General features: G+C 68.1%; 19 protein-coding genes. 16 read left to right on the top strand and 3 right to left on the bottom strand.

The window, feature by feature from the left end; translation table 11 throughout:
* The first annotated feature begins 54 nt into the window (after window positions 1-54).
* The 13 genes from ACI2KI_RS13045 to ACI2KI_RS12985 all read left to right on the top strand — a co-directional run bounded on the left by ACI2KI_RS13045 (window position 55) and on the right by ACI2KI_RS12985 (window position 9914).
* Window positions 55-522 carry a universal stress protein gene (locus tag ACI2KI_RS13045; RefSeq protein WP_312063835.1) on the top strand — a complete coding sequence of 156 codons (468 nt, stop codon included), beginning with the start codon at window positions 55-57 and terminating at the stop codon, window positions 520-522.
* 253 nt (window positions 523-775) lie between these two features.
* The gene (locus ACI2KI_RS13040; RefSeq protein ID WP_404620687.1) at window positions 776-1333 is read left to right on the top strand and encodes a NifU family protein; all 558 of its coding nucleotides are present in this window, start codon (window positions 776-778) and stop codon (window positions 1331-1333) included.
* 230 nt (window positions 1334-1563) lie between these two features.
* Window positions 1564-2160 carry a helix-turn-helix domain-containing protein gene (locus ACI2KI_RS13035; protein ID WP_404620685.1) on the top strand — a complete coding sequence of 199 codons (597 nt, stop codon included), beginning with the start codon at window positions 1564-1566 and terminating at the stop codon, window positions 2158-2160.
* A gap of 69 nt (window positions 2161-2229) precedes the next feature.
* The gene (locus ACI2KI_RS13030) at window positions 2230-2592 is read left to right on the top strand and encodes a helix-turn-helix domain-containing protein (RefSeq protein WP_404620683.1); all 363 of its coding nucleotides are present in this window, start codon (window positions 2230-2232) and stop codon (window positions 2590-2592) included.
* A gap of 22 nt (window positions 2593-2614) precedes the next feature.
* Window positions 2615-3304, top strand: coding sequence for a tRNA (adenosine(37)-N6)-threonylcarbamoyltransferase complex dimerization subunit type 1 TsaB (tsaB, locus tag ACI2KI_RS13025; RefSeq protein WP_404620681.1), 690 nt, complete (start codon window positions 2615-2617; stop codon window positions 3302-3304).
* 10 nt (window positions 3305-3314) lie between these two features.
* Window positions 3315-3722, top strand: coding sequence for a ribosomal protein S18-alanine N-acetyltransferase (gene rimI, locus ACI2KI_RS13020; protein ID WP_404620679.1), 408 nt, complete (start codon window positions 3315-3317; stop codon window positions 3720-3722).
* Between the two features lie 37 nt (window positions 3723-3759).
* Complete coding sequence (locus tag ACI2KI_RS13015; RefSeq protein ID WP_404620677.1) at window positions 3760-4236, top strand: Fur family transcriptional regulator; 477 nt, start codon at window positions 3760-3762, stop codon at window positions 4234-4236.
* A gap of 52 nt (window positions 4237-4288) precedes the next feature.
* Window positions 4289-5707, top strand: a complete 1419-nt coding sequence (gene miaB / locus ACI2KI_RS13010; protein WP_404620675.1) for a tRNA (N6-isopentenyl adenosine(37)-C2)-methylthiotransferase MiaB — start codon at window positions 4289-4291, stop codon at window positions 5705-5707.
* A 179-nt stretch (window positions 5708-5886) separates the two neighbouring features.
* Window positions 5887-6879, top strand: coding sequence for a PhoH family protein (locus tag ACI2KI_RS13005; RefSeq protein WP_292084874.1), 993 nt, complete (start codon window positions 5887-5889; stop codon window positions 6877-6879).
* The gene (gene ybeY, locus ACI2KI_RS13000) at window positions 6880-7335 is read left to right on the top strand and encodes an rRNA maturation RNase YbeY (RefSeq protein ID WP_292084875.1); all 456 of its coding nucleotides are present in this window, start codon (window positions 6880-6882) and stop codon (window positions 7333-7335) included.
* On the top strand, window positions 7332-8918 hold the full coding sequence (gene lnt / locus ACI2KI_RS12995; RefSeq protein WP_404620672.1) for an apolipoprotein N-acyltransferase: 1587 nt from the start codon (window positions 7332-7334) through the stop codon (window positions 8916-8918). Before ybeY ends, lnt begins: the two co-directional genes overlap by 4 nt.
* The gene (locus ACI2KI_RS12990) at window positions 8915-9382 is read left to right on the top strand and encodes a helix-turn-helix domain-containing protein (protein WP_404620670.1); all 468 of its coding nucleotides are present in this window, start codon (window positions 8915-8917) and stop codon (window positions 9380-9382) included. The genes lnt and ACI2KI_RS12990 overlap by 4 nt, the downstream gene beginning before the upstream one ends.
* A 112-nt stretch (window positions 9383-9494) precedes the next feature.
* A complete protein-coding gene (locus tag ACI2KI_RS12985) occupies window positions 9495-9914 on the top strand; it encodes a helix-turn-helix domain-containing protein (protein WP_292084881.1) in 420 nt (139 codons plus the stop codon).
* 74 nt (window positions 9915-9988) lie between these two features.
* Here ACI2KI_RS12985 and ACI2KI_RS12980 read toward each other — a convergent pair whose 3' ends face one another.
* Entirely contained in the window at window positions 9989-10522 is a 534-nt protein-coding gene (locus ACI2KI_RS12980; protein WP_312063852.1) for a carboxymuconolactone decarboxylase family protein, read from the bottom strand.
* Between the two features lie 189 nt (window positions 10523-10711).
* Complete coding sequence (locus tag ACI2KI_RS12975) at window positions 10712-11266, bottom strand: peroxiredoxin (RefSeq protein ID WP_404620668.1); 555 nt, start codon at window positions 11264-11266, stop codon at window positions 10712-10714.
* 272 nt (window positions 11267-11538) lie between these two features.
* On the opposite strand from ACI2KI_RS12975, the gene katG reads away from it, so the two are divergent.
* The 3 genes from katG (at window position 11539) to acnB (ending at window position 17638) form a co-directional block, all read left to right on the top strand.
* Window positions 11539-13752: a catalase/peroxidase HPI gene (gene katG / locus ACI2KI_RS12970; protein ID WP_404620666.1), complete on the top strand. Its 2214-nt coding sequence runs from the start codon at window positions 11539-11541 to the stop codon at window positions 13750-13752.
* 99 nt (window positions 13753-13851) lie between these two features.
* On the top strand, window positions 13852-14739 hold the full coding sequence (locus ACI2KI_RS12965; protein WP_404620664.1) for a hydrogen peroxide-inducible genes activator: 888 nt from the start codon (window positions 13852-13854) through the stop codon (window positions 14737-14739).
* A gap of 316 nt (window positions 14740-15055) precedes the next feature.
* Window positions 15056-17638, top strand: a complete 2583-nt coding sequence (gene acnB / locus ACI2KI_RS12960) for a bifunctional aconitate hydratase 2/2-methylisocitrate dehydratase (protein ID WP_404620662.1) — start codon at window positions 15056-15058, stop codon at window positions 17636-17638.
* A 69-nt stretch (window positions 17639-17707) separates the two neighbouring features.
* On the opposite strand, the gene ACI2KI_RS12955 is transcribed toward acnB, so the two are convergent.
* Window positions 17708-19321 carry an NAD(P)/FAD-dependent oxidoreductase gene (locus ACI2KI_RS12955; protein ID WP_404620660.1) on the bottom strand — a complete coding sequence of 538 codons (1614 nt, stop codon included), beginning with the start codon at window positions 19319-19321 and terminating at the stop codon, window positions 17708-17710.
* Between the last annotated feature and the right edge of the window lie 2 nt (window positions 19322-19323).

The following is a 19323-nucleotide window of genomic DNA, read 5'->3' as shown; positions in this document are numbered from 1 at the left end:
GGCTTGGCGTTAGGTGGTCGCCGCTGTTCAGAGATCCGCAAGGCGCAAGACCTCATGCCCAGGAAGTTCCTCGTCGTCGTGGACGACAGCCCCGAGTTCGGCGCGGCCCTCGGCTACGCCGCCCGCCGGGCCAAGTCGACCGGCGGGCGCGTGGTGCTGCTGCGCGCCCTGCCCGGCGGCTCGGATGAACACTGGTCCGGCGTCCGCGACGAAATCCGCCGTCAGCAGCGCGAGGAGGCCGAGGCCCTGCTGAACCGTCTGGGAGAGGAAGCCGCCGAGAAGTCCGGCGCCCCGCCCATCTTCATCATTGAGGAAGGCGACCCCCAGGGCGCCATCCGCAAGACCGTCGGCGCCGACCCCGACATCAAGATCCTGGTCCTGGCGGCGGGATCCGGCTCGCGCGGGCCAGGCCCCCTGGTTTCGGCCGTGCTGAAACAGGGCGGCGCCTTCACAGGCCGCAAGCTGCCCGTGACCATCGTGCCGGGCGAACTGACCGAGGCGGACATCGAAGACCTGGCATAATTCTAAGGGTCGCTATCGCTCGGCTCGCGGAGCCTCGCTGCTTGAGCGACGATGCTGCGTTTCTCCCTCCCCTTCATGGGGAGGGTGGCTGAGCCCGTAGGGCGAGGCCGGGTGGGGGCGCTCGGCAAATCAGAAGCCACGCCCAGCATCACCTTGCCCTCCCCACCCGATCGACGCTTCGCGCCGACCACCCTCCCCATGAAGGGGAGGGAGAAGGCTTGCGAACTTCTCTGTCGAGGTCCATCTCCCGGCCATGTTCATCCAGACCGAACCCACGCCGAATCCCCATGTCCTGAAATTCCTGCCGGGCCGCGACGTGGCGCCGGAAGGCGTGCTGGAATACCGCACCATCGACGAAGCGACGGCCTCGCCCCTGGCCGAGGCCCTGTTCCAGTTGGAAGGCGTCGAGGGCGTCTTCTTCGGCGCCGACTATGTCTCGGTGACGCGCGGCGTTCAGGCCCCGGACTGGAGCGCGATGAAGGCGCCCATCCTGTCGGTCATCATGGATCATTTCGTCTCGGGCGCGCCGTTGACGCGCGGCGCCCCGGCGACGGCGGAGGACGCCGGCGAGGACACCGAGATCGTCGCCGAGATCAAGGGTCTGCTGGACAGCCGCATCCGCCCGGCCGTGGCCCAGGACGGCGGCGACATCCTGTTCGACCATTTCGACGAAGAGACCGGCGTCCTGCGCCTGCGCATGCGCGGCGCCTGCTCGGGCTGTCCCTCCTCCTCGGCCACCTTGAAGGCGGGCGTCGAACAGATGATGCGCCACTACATCCCCGAGGTGACCAGCGTGGAGCAGGTCATCTAGGCAAGGGGCGCTATCGCTCGCCACGCGGCGGCTCGCTGCTTGAGCGCAGGTGGGGCGCGCGCGAAGCGCCAGGCCGCGTCGGGTCGGGAGGTCCCGAGGGGCCGACGACCGCGGCCCTGCACAAAGCCGCGTCGGGTCGAGAAGGCGGAGCCTTTTGACCGCGCCTCCACAAAGATGTTGTTTCACATGAAACACTATCGTCCGAACGGGCCGTGGGGCATGATCGCCGCATGGCCCGTTTCACATCCGATGATGACGCCGGAGCCGAGGGGCGCGCCCTCGGCGAAGCCCTGTCCGCCCTGCGCCGCGAACGCGGCCTGAGCCAGGTCGAGGCCGGCACGAGGATCGGCATGACCAGCCAGGGTTGGGGCCTGTACGAGGCGGGCAAGCGCCCCGGCCTGTTCCGCCCGGACGTCCAGCGGCGCCTGACCGCCGCCCTCGACGCCACGCCCGAGGATCTGGCCCTTCTGGTCGGCGCCGCCCCCGCCCCGCGGCCGGGGCCGTCTGCAACCGGCCTTGAGTCTCGCGGGCGCGCCTTCAAGGCGGCGGCGACGCAGGAGCGGCGGCGGCTTCAACTGTCCACCGACGATCTGACGCCCTGGGCGGCGGCGGGCACGGTGCTGGAATATGCGCCGGGGCGATGGCCGCGCCGCGATCAGGGCTGCGTCATCGAGATGGCGGACGGCTCGCTGCGGGCGCGGCTCTATGTGCGCTCGGACGAGACCGAGCTGGTGGTGCGCGGCGCCGGCGCCCTGCTGACGATCGAGCGGATCCCGCGGGCCCTGACCCGTGCGGTCGGCGCGGTCGTCGCCCGCCTGGATGAGTGATGAAACGAAACAGTTGTGTTTCATGGCGTCCTGTGAAACTCTCCCTTCAGGATCAGGGAGACGCCGTTCATGCCTCGCCGCACCCAGGACATCGACGCCGTCGTGGGCGCGCGGATGGCGGCGCGCCGATCCGCCCTGGGTCTGTCGCAGACGGCGCTGGCCGCCCAACTAGGGGTCAGCTTCCAGCAGGTTCAGAAGTACGAAAAGGGCGCCAACCGTGTTTCGGCCTCGCGCCTGCATCAGGTGGCGACGGCTCTGGGCTGTTCCGTCGCCGAATTCTTTCCGACGCGAGGCGACGACCCGGTGGGGGGTCTGCGCGACCTGACCGCGACGGTGGACGGCCGCGCCCTGGCCCAGGCCTTTCACCGCATCGCGGACCCGGCGCTGCGTCAGGCGGTGACGCGGGTGGTCGAGGCGCTGGCGTCGGCCTGATCACCCCGATAGGAAGGCCGCGATGAGAGTTCTGATCGTGGATACGGCGCTGGGCGCCTGTTCGGCCGGGGTGGTCGAGGACGGGCGCGTGCTGGGCCTGCGCACCGAGCTGATGGCCAAGGGCCATCAGGAGCGTTTGGCCGGCATGGCCCGCGACGCTGTAGCGGATGCGGGCGGCGGCTTCGGCGCGCTGGACCGGATCGGCGTCACCGTGGGGCCGGGCTCCTTCACCGGCCTGCGCGTCGGTCTGGCCTTCGCCCAGGGCCTGGGCGCGGCGCTGGATCGTCCGGTCGTCGGCGTCTCGACCCTGGACGCTCTGGCCGTCTCGGCCCCGACTGAGGGGTTGGTCGCTGCGGTCATCGACGCTCGTCGAGGGCAGGTCTACGCGCGGCTGTTCTGCGACGGGGTCCCCTTGGATGAGGCTGAGGCCCTGCCGCTGGACGTCGCGGTGGACCGTATTCTTCAGGCTGCAGCCGGGAATGCGCCGGCCCTGGTCGGATCCGGGGCTCCGGTGTTGGCGGAGGCCTTCCCCGATCGCCTCGCGGGGGCAGTGGTTACGCCGTTGGCGGCGCCGACGCCTGAGGCCCTGGCTAGCCTGACCGCCGCCGCCGATCCGACGACGGCCCTGCCCCGCCCGCTCTATCTGCGCGCGCCCGACGCCACCCCGCCCAGTCGCTTGCCGGGCCAGCCGCGCCCACCCGCCGCATCATGACTGGCGCCTCGTGATCGAGGCCCTCGCCACCCTCCACGCCGAGGCCTTCGAGACGCCGTGGGACGCCGCCTCACTGTCAGCCCTGCTGGCCTCGCCCGGTGTCTTTGCGGTCGAGGAGCCCGACGGCTTCATCCTGATCCGCGTGGTCGCCGACGAGGCGGAGATCCTGACCCTGGCCGTGCGGCCATCCGCAAGGCGCGGCGGGCTCGGCCGACGTCTGGTCGAGGCCGCCGTGGTCCGAGCGGCGGCGCTGGGGGCCGAGCGCATGTTCCTGGAAGTGGCCGAGGACAATGTCGCCGCCCGCGCCCTCTACGCCAGGACGGGGTTCACCGAGGCGGGGCGTCGTCGCGGATATTATGCGCGTGCGGATGGAAGTCGCGAGGACGCCCTGGTGCTGGCGCTGAACTTTTCTCGATAGCTTCCATAAGGCGACGGCTCAGCCTATCCTCCGGCCCATGGACCGGATCGAGAAACTTTGCGCCGACCGCGGCATGCGTATGACCGAGCAGCGGCGCGTGATCGCCCGCGTGCTGTCGCAGGCCGAGGATCACCCTGACGTCGAGGAGCTGTATCGCCGTGCCTCGGCCATCGATCCGCATATCTCAATCGCCACCGTCTATCGCACCGTGCGCCTGTTCGAAGAGGCGGGGGTGGTCGAGAAGCACGACTTCGGCGACGGCCGCAGCCGCTATGAAGAGGCGGGCGACGATCACCACGACCACCTGATCGACACCAAGACCGGCGAGGTCATCGAGTTCTTCGACGCCGAGATCGAGCGCCTGAAGACCGAGATCGCCAAGCGTCTGGGCTTCGAACTGGTCGGTCACAAGCTGGAGCTCTACGGCCACTCGATCGAGGGCGTCGAGCCCAGCGAGCGCGAGGGCCTGATCTACAAGCGCCACGCCGCACGCGTGGAGCCCACCGACAGCTGAGGCTGCGTCCGCTCGTCTTGCCGTCGCCGCCTTCGGCGATCATAAGCCGGGCATGACCGATACGCTCGAAAAGCCCGTGGAAACGGCGGACGGCGGGGCTGCTTCGGCTGCGCCCAAACGCCTCTTCATCAAGACCTACGGCTGTCAGATGAACGTCTATGACAGTGAGCGCATGGCCGACGTCCTGCGCCCGCTGGGCTATGCCACGACCGACGCGCCCGAAGGGGCCGACTTCGTCATCCTCAACACCTGCCATATCCGTGAACGGGCCGCCGAAAAGGTCTATTCGGAACTGGGCAAGCTGAAGCAGATGCGCGAACGCAAGGTCGCGCGCGGCGACGGCGGCATGACCATCGCGGTCGCCGGCTGCGTCGCCCAGGCCGAGGGCGAAGAGATCATGAAGCGCCAACCGGCGGTCGACCTGGTGGTCGGACCCCAGGCCTACCACCAGCTGCCGGAACTGCTGACCCGCACGGCGCGGGCGCGCGGCGAGCGCATCGGCGCCGACTTCGCCCCGCATGAGAAGTTCGACGCCCTGACGCCCGAGATGATCGCCACACGCGGCGGCGACGGCCCGACCGCCTTCCTGACCGTGCAGGAGGGCTGCGACAAGTTCTGCACCTTCTGCGTCGTGCCCTATACGCGCGGCGCCGAGTGGTCGCGCCCGGTTGCGGCGGTGCTGGCCGAGGCCCGCGCCCTGGCCGACCGGGGCGTGCGCGAGGTCACGCTGCTGGGTCAGAACGTCAACGCCTATGACGGCGAGGGGCCGGATGGAAAGCCCTTCACCCTGGCCCGGCTGGCCTATGCCCTGGCCGAGATCCCGGGTCTGGATCGCATTCGCTACACGACCAGCCACGCCAACGACATGAGCGACGACCTGATCGCCGCCCACGCCGATCTGGACGCCCTGATGCCCTATCTGCACCTGCCGGTTCAGGCCGGGTCCGACCGGGTGTTGCGGCTGATGAACCGCAAGCATGGCCGCCAGAAATACATCGACCTGATCGCCCGCATCCGCGACGCGCGGCCCGACATGGCCATCGCCGGCGACTTCATCGTCGGCTTCCCCGGCGAGACGGATCGCGACTTCGAGGAGACCCTCGATCTGGTGCGTCAGGTCACCTATGCGGGGGCCTTCAGCTTCGTCTATTCGCCGCGTCCCGGCACGCCCGCCGCCACCATGCCGGGTCAGATCGAGGAGAAGGTCGGGCTGGAACGCCTGCAGCGGCTTCAAGCCCTTTTGTTCGAGCAGCAGACCGCCTTCAACGCGGCCCAGGCGGGCAAGACGTTGAACGTCCTGTTTGAAAAGAAGGGACGTTATGCGGGTCAGGCCATCGGTCGTTCGCCCTATCTGCAGGCCGTTCACGTCGAGGACGCGGATCATCTGCTGGGCCAGATCGTTCCGGTACAGATCATCAGCGGCGCCCAGAACAGTCTGAACGGGCGGTTGGCCGACCCAAGCACTATCTAGATCGGTACTGCAGCGACGTCCCTCAAGCAGCCTCGTCCCGCTGGACGAGGCGTTAGGGACACAAGAGAATGGTCCCTCAAGCAGCCTCGCTCCGCGAGCAAGGCGATAGGGGTCCTAAAACGCTCTCAAGCAGCCCCGCTCCGCGAGCGGGGCGCTAGAGCAACAAAGATGGAGCCTTAATGGCGCGAGAGTCCGAATTCCTGTCCCTGAGCGATCAGGCGCTGCGAGCCGTGATCGGCCCCAACAGCCGCCACGTCGCCCTGATTGAGGACGCCTTCAAGGTGTTGGTCGAGGCGCCTGGCGGGGGCGTGTCGATCAACGGCTCGGCGCGGGATCGGGCCCAGGCGAAACGCGTGGTCGAAACCCTGGCCAAACGGGCCGACGCAGGCGCCGAGATCACCGAGGCCGATGTGCGGATGGCGCTCGGCGCCGCGGTGACGCAGCCGCGCGCAGATCAGGGCCGGGTGGTGCCGGACGCCGTGGCCCTGCCGGTCGGGCGGCGCGGGGCCATCGCGCCCAAGACGGCGGCCCAGGCGCGCTATCTGGACCTTCTCAGCCGCTGCGAGCTGACCTTCGGCGTCGGTCCGGCGGGCACAGGCAAGACCTTCCTGGCGGCGGCCTATGGCGCCAGTCTGCTGCGGCGCGGCCAGGTGGACCGCCTGGTCATCACCCGTCCGGCCGTTGAGGCGGGCGAGAAGCTGGGCTTCCTGCCGGGCGACCTGAATGAGAAGGTCGACCCTTATCTGGCTCCGATCTGGGAGGCGCTGAACGACATCCTCGGCGTCGAGGACGTGCGTCGTCGCCGCGAGAAGGGTGAGATCGAAGCCGCCCCCATCGCCTTCATGCGCGGGCGCACCCTCAGCCACGCCTTCATCATCGTCGACGAGGCCCAGAACACCTCGCGCCTGCAGATGAAGATGGTCCTGACCCGTCTGGGCGAGGGCGCCCGCATGGTGGTGACCGGCGACCCGTCGCAGATCGACCTGCTGAACCCGCGCGATTCCGGCCTCGCCCACGCCCTGCGCATCCTGAAGGACGTGAAGGGGGTCGGGGTTCAGGCCTTCAAGGCCGAGGACGTGGTGCGCCACGCCATGGTCGAGCGCATCGTGCGCGCCTATGACGCCGACGCGGCGCGGAACCGTCCGACGCCGGACCTCGAGGACGAAGACTGAATGATCGAGATCGAAGTCGAGGACGCGGCCTGGACGGCTGCGCTGTCTGACGTCGAAGCCGTCGTCTTGCACGCGGCGACTGCGGCGCTGGGAACGGTCGAGGGCGATGTGGTCGTGCTGCTGACCGATGACGCCGGGGTTCAGGATCTGAACGCCCGCTTCCGCGACAAGGATCGGCCGACCAACGTCCTGTCCTTCCCGGCGGCCGAGAGCGCATTTCCGCATCTGGGCGACGTGGTGCTGGGCTTCGCCTATTGCGCCGCTGAAGCTGAGGTGCAGGGCAAGACCCTGTCGAACCATCTGAGCCATCTGGTCGTCCACGGCGTGCTGCACCTGCTGGGCCGCGACCACGAAGATGATGCCGAGGCCGAGGAGATGGAGGCCGAGGAGCGCGAAATCCTGGCGTCGCTCGGCGTCGCCGATCCCTATGCCGCTGAACATGAGGCGACTGCATGAACCAGCGTTTGTCGGCCCTTTGGGGGGGCGTGCTGACGAACCGCTGGGGCCGTATCGCCCTGGCTCTTCTGGCGGGCGCCGGCGCGGCTCTGGCGCATCCGCCGTTCGGGATCCTGCCGGGCCTGCTGGGCTATCCTTTGTTGATGCTGCTGGCCGAGCGCTCGCGGACGGTGAAGGGCGGCTTCTGGGTCGGCTGGCTGGCCGGATTTTCTTACTTCTTCATCGGCTGCTGGTGGGTGGCCGAGGCCTTCCTGGTCAACAAGGACCAGGCCTGGATGGCGCCCTTCGCCGCCAGCCTGCTGCCCATGGGGCTGGGGCTCTTCTTCGGCGCGGCGACGGCTCTCTATCGTCGCTTCGCCCCGCAGGGCGCGCGCCGCGTCCTGCTGTTTGCGGCCCTGTTCGCCCTGCTGGAATGGCTGCGGGGCCATGTCCTGACCGGCTTCCCCTGGAACCCGACCGGGGCCAGCTGGCAGGCGGGTTCGGCCATGTCGCAGTTCGCCTCGGTCGCGGGCGTCTATGGTTTGGGGCTGGTGACGCTGGCGGCCGTTTCGGTCCTGGGCTTGCTGGCGAGCGGCGGTGCGCGTCGTCCGCGCTGGATCGCCGCCGGTCTGGGCGTCGCGGTGCTGGCGGGCCTGTTCGGCTTCGGCGCCCTGCGCCTGTCGTCGGCCGAGCGCGTGGACGGCCCGACCCTGATCCGCCTGGTTCAGGCCGACATCCCTCAGGAATCCAAATGGTCGCCCGAGGCCTATCAGGCCATCGTCGATCGCTATGTGGCGCTCACCGCCCAAAAGGGGGCGGCGGTTCCCGACGTGGTGGTCTGGCCCGAAGGCGCCCTGCCCGCCACCGCCAACGACGTCTTCAACTCGGCCGACGCCCAGGCCATCGCCGAGGCCCTGCAGCCCGGTCAGACCCTGCTGATGGGCATCAGCCGCGGCGAGGCCGACCCGAGCGCCGAGGGCGGCGCGCGCTACTTCAACAGCCTGTTCGCCCTGCACGACGAGGGCGCGTCGGGCCTGCGTATCGGCGCCATCTACGACAAGCACCGTCTGGTGCCATTCGGCGAATATCTGCCGCTGGGCCGCCTGATGAGCCGGATCGGCGTGCGCAGCCTGGTTCACGTTCCCGCCGACTTCAGCCCCGGGCCGAAGCCCGCGCCGATCAGCCTGGTCAATGCGCCGAACGTCCAGCCGCTGATCTGCTACGAAAGCCTCTATCCGGGCTTCACCCCGGCCAAGGACGCCGACCGTCCGGCCTGGATCGTCAATGTCTCCAACGACGCCTGGTTCGGCGCCACCTCGGGCCCGCGCCAGCACCTGAACCTGGCCAGCTATCGCGCCATCGAGACCGGACTGCCGATCGCGCGGGCCACCCCGACCGGGGTCTCGGCCATGATCGATCCCTGGGGCCGGGTCGTGGACGGCAAGCGGCTGGACCCCGGCCATGCCGGCGTCATCGACGTGCGCCTGCCGGAACCCGCGGCGCCGACCCTCTACGGCCGTTGGGGCGACGGCCTGTTCGGCGTCCTGCTGGTCCTGATGCTGGCGGGTGGCCTGTCGTGGGGAAGGCGCAAGGGGCGGGCATGAGCAAGGCGGGCGACGAGGACGAGCAGGACCGCAGGCGGACGCGTCATATTGATGAGCATCTCGGCGCGCGCGTCCGTTTTATCCGGGAGAACCATGGTCTGACTCAGGCGGACATGGCCCGCAAATTGGATATCTCGACGAACCAGTGGGGCCGCCACGAGAGCGGCGCCAATCGCCTTCCCGCTGCTCGCTTGTGGCAGTTCTGTGAGGCGTTGAAGATCGACATCACCAGCGTTTTCAGGGGGCAGCCCTTTTCGGGCGCCGTCCCTACTGCGACCTTCGAGAGGCTTCCAGAGCCTCAAAGTCTTTTCGGCGCCCACGACGCCGGGGGGCAGGCAGAGGCGCCGCTGGAACACGGCGGCCTGGTGCAGAGGATCGGCGCTGCGGCGAGAGACCTGCCGGAAGCGCGCCAGCGCACGGCCTTGGCGGTCATCCGAGCCTTGAAGGATGAGGGCGACCGCTAGCCGGGTCAGGCTGCAAGGACACGCGCACAACGCGAATTGTCGTGACACCGCTGGCTATCCGTCGCATTTCGAGACAATTGAGTTCGGGCGTAGATTTCAGCGAGAACGCGTGATGGTCAGAGGCTCTGCAGAGGACGGCCCTCATCCCGTGGACCGTCATGTCGGTCGGCGGGTCTGCGACAAGCGCATCGCGCTCGGTTACAATCAGAGCGATCTGGGCCGGGCGCTGGGCCTGACCTTTCAGCAGATCCAGAAGTACGAGAAGGGCGCCAACCGCATCTCGGCGTCCAAGCTGTGGGACATCGCCCGCTTCTTCAAGGTCGATATCGGCTACTTCTTCGAGGGACTGACGACGCCTCAGCCGGGCATGGCCGAGGGAGAGGTCGAGCCCTTCGTCCACGATTTCCCCACCACCCGTCAAAGCATCGAGATCGGTCGTCTGGCCCCGCAGTTGTCGGTGCGTCAGCAGAAGCTGATCCTGGACATGATGCGCGAGATGGCCGGGCACGAGGCGCCGGCCGACAAGGGCTGAGCTTGGTCCCAGGCCAGAATTGAAAAAGGCGCGGATCGCTCCGCGCCTTTCTGCTGTCTGGCGGCGCCTGCGGATCAACCGGCCAGGGCGGCTTCCGAGGCGAGGATGCGGCTGGCGGCGTGGACCACGGCGCCGATGCGCAGGGCGGCCTGGACCTGGACGTTGGGCACGCCGTGCTTGCGCAGTTCGCCTTCGTGGGCGTCCAGGCAGGCGCCGCAGCCGTTGATGGCCGAGACGGCGGTCGACCACAGTTCGAAGTCCAGCTTGTCGACGCCCGGGTTGGCGATCACGTTCATGCGCAGCTTGGCCGGCAAGGTCGTGTACTCGTTGTTCTTCATCAGGTGCAGCGAGCGGTAGTAGATGTTGTTCATGCCCATGATGGCGGCGGCGGCCTTGGCGGCGTTCATCGCTTCGGGGGTCATGACGGCGGCGGCGGCGGCCTCGATGGCCTTGACCGCGGGGGCGACGCCGATGGCGTGGGCCGAGGCCAGGAAGCAGCCCCACTTCTGCTGGTCGTTCAGCACGGTCTCGCTGGCCAGCGAGGACAGGTTCAGCGAGATGTCCTTGCCGTAGGCCGGGATGAGGTCGCGCAGGGCGTCGATGGACATGGGGACTTCCTTCTGCTCAACGGCGCCGCTTGCGCCGGATACGATATAGGGACTGCCGACGCGCCCCGTCAGGGCCGGATTCGGGGGCGTCAGGCATGAAAAAGGCGGCGACAGTCGCCCGCCGCCGCCTCTTCGAGAGGGGCGGCCCGGACCATTACGAACGCGGTCCGGGCCTTCCTTGGCCAGTACTTAAGCGGCCAGGGTCTCGCCGCCGACCGGGCGGTTGCAGGCGCACAGTTCGTCGGTCTGCAGAGCATCGACCACGCGCAGCGTGTCTTCCGGCGAACGGCCGACGTTCAGGTTGGTGACGTAGACGTGCTGGACCACGTTGTGCGGGTCCACAACGAAGGTGGCGCGCAGGGCGACGCCGTTTTCCTCGTCCAGGACGCCCAGCTCGCGGGCCAGCTTGCCGCCGCAGTCGGCGAACTGCCACATCGGCAGCTTGTTCAGGTCGTCGTGGTCACGACGCCAGGCCAGCTTGGTGAACTCGTTGTCGGTCGAACCGCCGAGGATCACGGTGTCGCGGTCTTCGAATTCCTTGTTCAGCTTGGCGAAGGCGGCGATTTCGGTCGGGCAGACGAAGGTGAAGTCCTTCGGGTAGAAGAAGATGACCTTCCACTTGCCCTCGAAGCTGTCCTGGGTGACGGTTTCGAAGGCCGAAACGCCGTTTTCTTCGTGGCTGTTGAAGCCCGGCTTCACGCCAGTGATCTTGAATTCAGGCAGTTTTTGACCGACGCCCAGCATAGTGGAGCTCCATTCTGACAATGTAAGACTTCCGGCGTCGCAGGGAGGTGCATCGCCGATGGGCCTCAGATGGGACGTGGGGCCTCGGAAGTCAAATCGATGATTTCACACAGCCGAATAGATTTTAGTTATGGGTCCAGGGCAATGCGCAAACGCGCCTATCCATCTCGACCATAAGTTTTCCTGCTGGTGGCGAGAAAGTTTATCGATTTTCCTTCAGCGCGGAACCGGGCGTAGGCTCCGGGCCTAATCTGCTGACCAGGAGGAAAGTCATGGACGGACAAGCAGGCGGCCCCACCCCTCTCCACGATCCCCGCAAGGAACCGGGCGCCCTGCGTTCGCTTCTGGGGCGCACCAACCGCGACTGGTGGCCCAATCAGCTGTCGATGGACATCCTGCATCAGCAGGGCAAGTCGGGCGACCCGATGGGCGACGACTTCGACTACGCCGCCGCCTTCAAGTCGCTGGACCTGGCGGCGGTGAAGCGCGACCTGACCGCCCTGATGACCGACAGTCAGCCCTGGTGGCCGGCGGACTACGGCCACTATGGCCCCTTCTTCATCCGCATGGCCTGGCACTCGGCGGGCACCTATCGCACCGGGGACGGGCGCGGCGGCGCCGGCGCGGGCCAGCAGCGTTTCGCCCCGCTCAACTCCTGGCCGGACAACGGCAACCTGGACAAGGCGCGCCGCCTGCTGTGGCCGATCAAGCAGAAGTACGGCGCCAAGCTCAGCTGGGCCGACCTGATGATCCTGGCCGGCAATGTCGCCATCGAGAGCATGGGCGGGCCGGTCTTCGGCTTCGGCGGCGGCCGCGCCGACGTCTGGGAGCCGGAGAAGGACGTCTATTGGGGCACCGAAGAGAACTGGGTCGGCGACGAGGGCAACCAGACCCGCATCCAGCCAGACAAGGACATGGCGCTGGAAGAGCCCCTGGCCGCCATCCAGATGGGCCTGATCTATGTGAATCCGGAAGGTCCCGGCGGCGTGCCTGAAGCCCTGGCTTCGGCGCGCGACATTCGCGAGACCTTCGCCCGCATGGGCATGAACGACGAGGAGACGGCCGCCCTGACCGCCGGGGGGCACACCTTCGGCAAGGCCCACGGCGCCGGCGATGCCTCCAAGGTGGGCGTCAGCCCCGAGGGCGCCGACATCGCCCAGCAGGGCCTGGGCTGGATCTCGGGCCACGAGAGCGGCATCGGCGACCACACGATCACCTCGGGCATCGAGGGCGCCTGGACCCCTACGCCGATCACCTGGGACATGACCTATTTCGACATGCTGCTGGACCACGACTACGAGCTGGTCCGCAGCCCGGCGGGCGCAAAGCAGTGGCAGCCGGTGGGCAATCCGCCGGAAACCCTGGCCCCGGCCGCGCATACGCCGGGCAAGCGCGTGCCGACGATGATGACGACCGCCGACATGGCCTTCAAGATCGATCCGATCTATCGGCCGATCATGGAGCGGTTCCGCGCCGATCCGGCCTATTTCGGCGACCAGTTCGCCCGCGCCTGGTTCAAGCTGTGCCACCGCGACATGGGGCCCAAGGCCCGCTACCTGGGGCCGGACGTCCCCGCCGAGGACCTGATCTGGCAGGACCCGATCCCGTCGCACACGGGACCGAAACTGTCGGACGCCGACGTCAAGACTCTGAAGGACCGCATTGCGGCCTCGGGCCTGTCGGTCGCTGAGCTGGTGTCGACGGCCTGGGCCTCGGCCGTGACCTTCCGCGGTTCGGACTATCGCGGCGGCGCCAACGGCGGACGCCTGCGTCTGGCCCCGCAGAAGGACTGGGACGTCAACGAACCGACGAAGCTGGCCCGCGTCCTCAAGGTCTATGAGGACATCCAGGCGGCCTCGGGCCTGAACGTCTCCATGGCCGACCTGATCGTGCTGGGCGGCGTGGTCGGGGTCGAGCAGGCGGCGAAGGCCGGGGGTTATGATGTCGCCGTCCCCTTCACGCCCGGCCGCACCGATGCCTCGCAGGACCAGACCGACGTGGACGGCTTCAAGGTGCTGGAGCCTCGCGCCGACGGCTTCCGCAACTATCTGCAGGTCCGCTTCAATGTCCCGACCGAAGAAATGCTGATTGACAGGGCGCAACTTCTGGGTCTGACCGCGCCGGAAATGACGGTCCTGGTCGGCGGTCTGCGGGTGATGGGCGCCAACCATGGCGGCTCGACCCACGGCGTACTGACCAACCGGCCGGGCGTGTTGTCCAACGACTTCTTCGTCAACCTGCTGGACATGAAGACCGGCTGGAAACAGGTCGACGACAGCGCCGACGAGGTCTTCACCGGTAATGACCGCGCCAGCGGCGAGGAGCTGTGGACCGCCACCCGCACCGATCTGGTGTTCGGCTCCAACTCCCAGCTACGCGCCCTGTCCGAGGTCTACGCCTCGGCCGACGCCGGCGAGAAGTTCATCCGCGACTTCGTGGCGGCCTGGACCAAGGTGATGAACGCCGACCGGTTCGACCTGAACTAGAGGCGGGGGGCGCCGCGGGCTGATCGGCTCGCGGCGTCCTGCTCATCAATGGTTTCGATTGTCTTTGAAAACACCATAGGGCGCGCCTATGTGGGGCGGATGCTCCCCACCCTGCGACAGCTCCACTATCTCAAGCTCCTGGCCGAGCACGCCTCCTTCAGCCGCGCGGCCGAGGCGGCCCACGTCAGCCAGCCGGCCCTGTCGGCGGGAGTGCAGGAGCTGGAGAAGATCCTGGGCGCGCCGGTGGTCGAACGCACGCGCGGCGCGGTCCAGCTGACCGCCGTCGGCGCCGAGGCGGTCAAGCGCGCCGAGGACGTCCTGGCCCGCACCGAGGATCTGGTCGAGGCGGCGCGCAATGCGGGCAAGCCCCTGTCGGGCCGGTTCCGTCTGGGGATCATTCCCACCGTCGCCCCCTTCCTGCTGCCCCGCGCCCTGCCGGGTCTGCGCGAACGCTATCCGGCCCTGCGTCTCTTTATCCGCGAGGACCTGACTCCGCGACTGATCGCGGGGTTGAAGGCGGGCCAGCTGGACGCCGCGGTCATCGCCCTGCCCTATGAGGCGCCGGGCATCGACCACGCCCGCATCGGCGACGACGAAATCCTGGCCGCCGCCCCGGTCGGCCATCCGCTGGCGGGCGCCGGTCCCATCCCCGAGGGGATGCTCAAGGCCGACGACCTGATCCTGCTGGAAGACGGCCACTGCCTGCGCGATCAGGCTCTGGCCGCCGTCAACATCGAAGCCCCGCGCGGGGAGGACGTCTTCGCCGCCACCTCCCTGCACACCCTCGTCCAGATGGTGTCCTCGGGTCTGGGCGTCAGCTTCCTGCCGCAGATGGCGGTGCAGGCCGGTCTGGCCGACAACCCCGGCGTCGTGGTCCGGCCCATCTCCGCCGACGCCCCCCGCCGCGAGATCGTCGTCGCCTGGCGCGCCGGCTCCAGCCGCGCCGCCGAAGCCCGTCTGCTGGCCGAGGCGCTCAAGCTGGACTGACGGCGAGTCGCCGCCGCCCTTGAGCCTCCATGCCTTTCACATGCCTACCTCCATGTCCGCCGTCATCCTCGGGCTTGACCCGAGGATCGGATTATCCGCCTGCGCGACGCCTAAAAGGTCGAGCGCGCCGCTCCGCTCGATCCTCGGGTCAAGCCCGAGGATGACGATTGAGGGATGAGGCCCCTCTACGACGGAGGTCGAAGGCCGAACGGGCCCCCTTCCCTTGCGACCCTGATCCTTATGTGGGAAAGGCCACGCGCGGTTTTGGCGGGCCGGCGGGCCAGTCATGTCGCGACTGGACCAAGGAAGGCCGCTCATGCTCGAAACCTATCGTCTTCACGTCGCCGAACGCGCGGCCCTGGGCATTCCGCCGCTGCCGCTGTCGGCCGAGCAGACCGCCGACCTGATCGAGCTGATCAAGGCGCCGCCCGCCGGTGTCGCCGAGCAGGAACTGCTGGACCTGCTGACCCATCGCGTGCCGCCCGGCGTGGACGACGCGGCCAAGGTCAAGGCCTCCTTCCTGTCCGCCGTGGCCCATGGCGACTTCGCCGTGCCGTCGCTGTCGCGCGAGCGCGCGACCGAACTGCTGGGCACCATGGTCGGCGGCTATAACGTCAAGCCGCTGATCGACCTGCTGAACGACGTCGTGGTCGGCGCCGTCGCCGCCGAGGGTCTGAAGAAGACCCTGCTGATGTTCGACTTCTTCCACGACGTCGCCGAGCTGGCCAAGGGCGGCAACGCCAACGCCCAGGCCGTGCTGCAGTCCTGGGCCGAGGCCGAGTGGTTCACCTCGCGCGACAAGGTCGCCGACAAGATCACCGTCACCGTCTTCAAGGTGACCGGCGAGACCAACACCGACGACCTGTCGCCGGCGCCCGACGCCTGGTCGCGCCCCGACATTCCGCTGCACTACCTGGCCATGCTGAAAAACGCGCGTCCGGGCATCACGCCGGAACAGGACGGCGTGCGCGGCCCGATGCAGTTCATCGAGGACCTGAAGGCCAAGGGTCATCTGGTCGCCTATGTCGGCGACGTGGTCGGCACCGGCTCGTCGCGCAAGTCGGCGACCAACAGCGTCATCTGGGCCACCGGCCAGGACATTCCCTTCGTGCCGAACAAGCGTTTCGGCGGCGTGACCCTGGGCGGCAAGATCGCCCCCATCTTCTTCAACACCCAGGAAGACAGCGGCGCCCTGCCGATCGAGGTCGACGTCACCGGCCTGAACATGGGCGACGTCATCGACATCTATCCCTACGAGGGCAAGATCGAGAAGAACGGCGAAAAGGTCGCCGACTTCGAGCTGAAGTCGCAGGTCCTGCTGGACGAGGTCCAGGCCGGCGGCCGCATCAACCTGATCATTGGACGGTCGCTGACCGCCCGCGCCCGCGAGGCCCTGGGGCTGGCCGCCTCCACCGAGTTCCGCCTGCCTGTGACCCCCGAAGACAGCGGCAAGGGCTTCACCGTGGCCCAGAAGATGGTCGGCCGCGCCTGCGGTCTGCCGGAAGGCCAAGGCATCCGTCCGGGCACCTATTGCGAACCGCGCATGACCACGGTCGGCTCGCAGGATACGACCGGCCCGATGACGCGCGACGAGCTGAAGGACCTGGCCTGCCTCGGCTTCTCGGCTGACATGGTGATGCAGTCCTTCTGCCACACCGCCGCCTATCCCAAGCCGGTCGACGTCAAGACCCACCGCGAACTGCCGCAGTTCATCTCCAACCGCGGCGGCGTGGCTCTGCGCCCGGGCGACGGCGTGATCCACTCCTGGCTGAACCGCCTGCTGCTGCCCGACACCGTCGGCACCGGCGGCGACAGCCACACCCGCTTCCCCATCGGCATCTCCTTCCCGGCCGGTTCGGGCCTGGTGGCTTTCGGCGCCGCCACCGGCGTCATGCCGCTGGACATGCCGGAATCCATCCTGGTCCGCTTCAAGGGCGAGATGCAGCCGGGCATCACGCTTCGCGATCTGGTCCACGCCATCCCCTACTACGCCATCCAGCAGGGCCTGCTGACGGTCGCCAAGGCCGGCAAGGTCAACGAGTTCTCGGGCCGCATCCTCGAGATCGAGGGCCTGCCGGACCTGAAGGTGGAACAGGCGTTCGAACTGACCGACGCCTCGGCCGAACGTTCGGCGGCGGGTTGCACCGTCAAGCTGAACAAGGAGCCGATCATCGAGTACATGACCTCGAACATCGTGCTCATGAAGAACATGATCGCCGACGGCTACGCCGACGCCCGCACCCTGCAGCGCCGCATCGACGCCATGGAGGCCTGGCTGGCCGCGCCGAACCTGCTGGAGGCCGACGCCGACGCCGAATACGCCCACGTCATCGAGATCGACCTGGCGGACGTGAAGGAGCCCATCCTGTGCGCCCCCAACGACCCCGACGACGCGCGCCTGCTGTCGGCGGTGCAGGAGACCCCGATCGACGAGGTCTTCATCGGTTCGTGCATGACCAATATCGGCCACTTCCGCGCGGCCTCCCTGCTGCTCAAGGGCAAGAAGGACATCCCGACCCGTCTGTGGGTGGCCCCGCCGACCAAGATGGACGCCTCGGAACTGACCAAGGAGGGCCACTACTCGACCCTCGGCGGCGCCGGCGCCCGCATGGAGATGCCGGGCTGCTCGCTGTGCATGGGCAACCAGGCCCAGGTGAAGGAGGGCGCGACCGTGGTCTCGACCTCGACCCGCAACTTCCCCAACCGTCTGGGCAAGGGCTCGAACGTCTATCTGGCCTCGGCCGAACTGGCGGCCGTCGCCTCCAAGATGGGCCGCATCCCCACCGTGGCCGAATACATGGCCGAGATGGGCGTCATCGACGCCGACCGCGACGAGGTCTACCGCTACATGAACTTCGACCAGATCCCCGAATACGCGGATCGCATCGCGGCCGAATAAGGCGGACGACAGTTTGAGAGACAAACGGCCGGTGGAGCGATCCATCGGCCGTTTTCATGGGCGGCGCGTCTAGGTCGCCGTCTGTCCGATCATTGATCGGGCGACGGCCTCGGCGACCTTGATGCCGTCGACGGCGGCCGACAGGATGCCCCCGGCATAGCCCGCGCCTTCGCCGGCGGGAAACAGACCGCGCACGTTCAGGCTCTGGAAGTCCGCGCCGCGCGTCATGCGGATGGGCGAGGAACTGCGCGTCTCCACCCCCGTCAGCACCGCCTGGGCGTCGTCATAGCGAGGGATCTTGCGGCCGAAGACGGGCAGGGCCTCGCGCATCGCCGCGATCACATAGTCCGGCATAAGCGGGGCCAGATCGGTCGGGCGCACACCTGGTCTATAGCTGGGCACGACCTCGCCCAGTGCGGTCGAGGGCCGTCCCGCCAGGAAGTCGCCGACCAGCTGGCCCGGCGCGAAATAGTCGCCGCCGCCCGCCGCATAGGCGCGCGTCTCCAAATCCCGTTGCAGCTCGATCCCCGCCAGCGGGTGGTCGCTGGGATAGTCCTCGGGCGAGATGCCGACCACGAATCCGGAGTTGGCGTTCCGCTCGTTGCGCGAATACTGGCTCATGCCGTTGGTGACGACGCGGCCCGGCTCGCTGGTCGCCGCCACCACCGTGCCGCCCGGGCACATGCAGAAGCTGTAGACGGTCCGCCCGTTCGAACAGTGGTGCGAAAGCGAATAGGCGGCCGCCCCCAGATCGGGGTGTCCGGCGCAGGGCCCGAACAGGGCCCGGTCGATCCACGATTGCGGATGCTCGATGCGGAAGCCGATCGAGAAGGGCTTGGCCTCGATATGGACGCCCCGGTCGTAAAGGGTCTGGAAGGTGTCGCGCGACGAATGGCCGATGGCGAAGACCACATGGTCGGCCTCTAGGAACTCCCCGGTGTGCAGATGCACGCCCCGCAGCTTGCCCTTGTCGAGCTCGACATCGACCACCCGGTGCTCGAACCGGTACTCGCCGCCCAGGGCCTCGATCTTCTCGCGCATGGCCTCGACCATGGTCACCAGACGGAAGGTGCCGATGTGCGGATGCGCCTCGGTCAGGATCTCTTCCGGCGCGCCCGCCGCGACGAACTCGGTCAGGACCTTGCGGGCCAGGAAGCGCGGGTCCTTGATCTGGCTGTAGAGTTTGCCGTCGGAGAAGGTGCCGGCGCCGCCCTCGCCGAACTGTACGTTGGATTCCGGGTGCAGCTTGCTCTTGCGCCACAGCTCCCAGGTATCCTTGGTGCGTTCCCGCACTACCTTGCCGCGGTCGAGGATTATGGGCTTGAAGCCCATTTCGGCCAGGATCAGCCCAGCGAACAGGCCGCAGGGCCCGGCTCCGATCACGACGGGCCTCAGGCGCTGATCCTTGGGCGCGACCGCAACCGGACGATAGGTGACGTCCGGTGCGGGCTGAACGTGCACGTCGTCCTTGAAGCGGGCCAGCAACATGGCCTCGTCCCTGACCTCGACGTCGACAATATAGACCTTCAGGATCGCAGACTTCCGACGCGCGTCGTGCGCTCGTTTCCAGACCGACCAGGAAATGACATCACCCGGCGGCACGCCCAGGCGGGTAGCGATCGCGGCGGGCAAGGCCTCCTGCGGGTGATCGAGGGGCAGCTTGAGTTCTGACAGGCGCAACATCG

The sequence above is a fragment of the Brevundimonas sp. NPDC046655 genome (assembly GCF_044901625.1).
In the GTDB taxonomy this organism is placed as follows: Bacteria; Pseudomonadota; Alphaproteobacteria; order Caulobacterales; family Caulobacteraceae; genus Brevundimonas.
This window is presented reverse-complemented; position numbering and strand designations above follow the sequence as displayed.

Bases quoted from the DNA above. Each gene is read 5' to 3' on its own strand.
- ACI2KI_RS13045 (WP_312063835.1), top strand. From the start codon at position 55: ATGCCCAGGAAGTTCCTCGTCGTCGTGGACGACAGCCCCGAGTTCGGC.
- ACI2KI_RS13040 (WP_404620687.1), top strand. From the start codon at position 776: ATGTTCATCCAGACCGAACCCACGCCGAATCCCCATGTCCTGAAATTC.
- ACI2KI_RS13035 (WP_404620685.1), top strand. From the start codon at position 1,564: ATGGCCCGTTTCACATCCGATGATGACGCCGGAGCCGAGGGGCGCGCC.
- ACI2KI_RS13030 (WP_404620683.1), top strand. From the start codon at position 2,230: ATGCCTCGCCGCACCCAGGACATCGACGCCGTCGTGGGCGCGCGGATG.
- tsaB (WP_404620681.1), top strand. From the start codon at position 2,615: ATGAGAGTTCTGATCGTGGATACGGCGCTGGGCGCCTGTTCGGCCGGG.
- ACI2KI_RS13015 (WP_404620677.1), top strand. From the start codon at position 3,760: ATGGACCGGATCGAGAAACTTTGCGCCGACCGCGGCATGCGTATGACC.
- miaB (WP_404620675.1), top strand. From the start codon at position 4,289: ATGACCGATACGCTCGAAAAGCCCGTGGAAACGGCGGACGGCGGGGCT.
- ACI2KI_RS13005 (WP_292084874.1), top strand. From the start codon at position 5,887: ATGGCGCGAGAGTCCGAATTCCTGTCCCTGAGCGATCAGGCGCTGCGA.
- ybeY (WP_292084875.1), top strand. From the start codon at position 6,880: ATGATCGAGATCGAAGTCGAGGACGCGGCCTGGACGGCTGCGCTGTCT.
- lnt (WP_404620672.1), top strand. From the start codon at position 7,332: ATGAACCAGCGTTTGTCGGCCCTTTGGGGGGGCGTGCTGACGAACCGC.
- ACI2KI_RS12990 (WP_404620670.1), top strand. From the start codon at position 8,915: ATGAGCAAGGCGGGCGACGAGGACGAGCAGGACCGCAGGCGGACGCGT.
- ACI2KI_RS12985 (WP_292084881.1), top strand. From the start codon at position 9,495: ATGGTCAGAGGCTCTGCAGAGGACGGCCCTCATCCCGTGGACCGTCAT.
- ACI2KI_RS12980 (WP_312063852.1), bottom strand. From the start codon at position 10,522: ATGTCCATCGACGCCCTGCGCGACCTCATCCCGGCCTACGGCAAGGAC.
- ACI2KI_RS12975 (WP_404620668.1), bottom strand. From the start codon at position 11,266: ATGCTGGGCGTCGGTCAAAAACTGCCTGAATTCAAGATCACTGGCGTG.
- katG (WP_404620666.1), top strand. From the start codon at position 11,539: ATGGACGGACAAGCAGGCGGCCCCACCCCTCTCCACGATCCCCGCAAG.
- ACI2KI_RS12965 (WP_404620664.1), top strand. From the start codon at position 13,852: ATGCTCCCCACCCTGCGACAGCTCCACTATCTCAAGCTCCTGGCCGAG.
- acnB (WP_404620662.1), top strand. From the start codon at position 15,056: ATGCTCGAAACCTATCGTCTTCACGTCGCCGAACGCGCGGCCCTGGGC.
- ACI2KI_RS12955 (WP_404620660.1), bottom strand. From the start codon at position 19,321: ATGTTGCGCCTGTCAGAACTCAAGCTGCCCCTCGATCACCCGCAGGAG.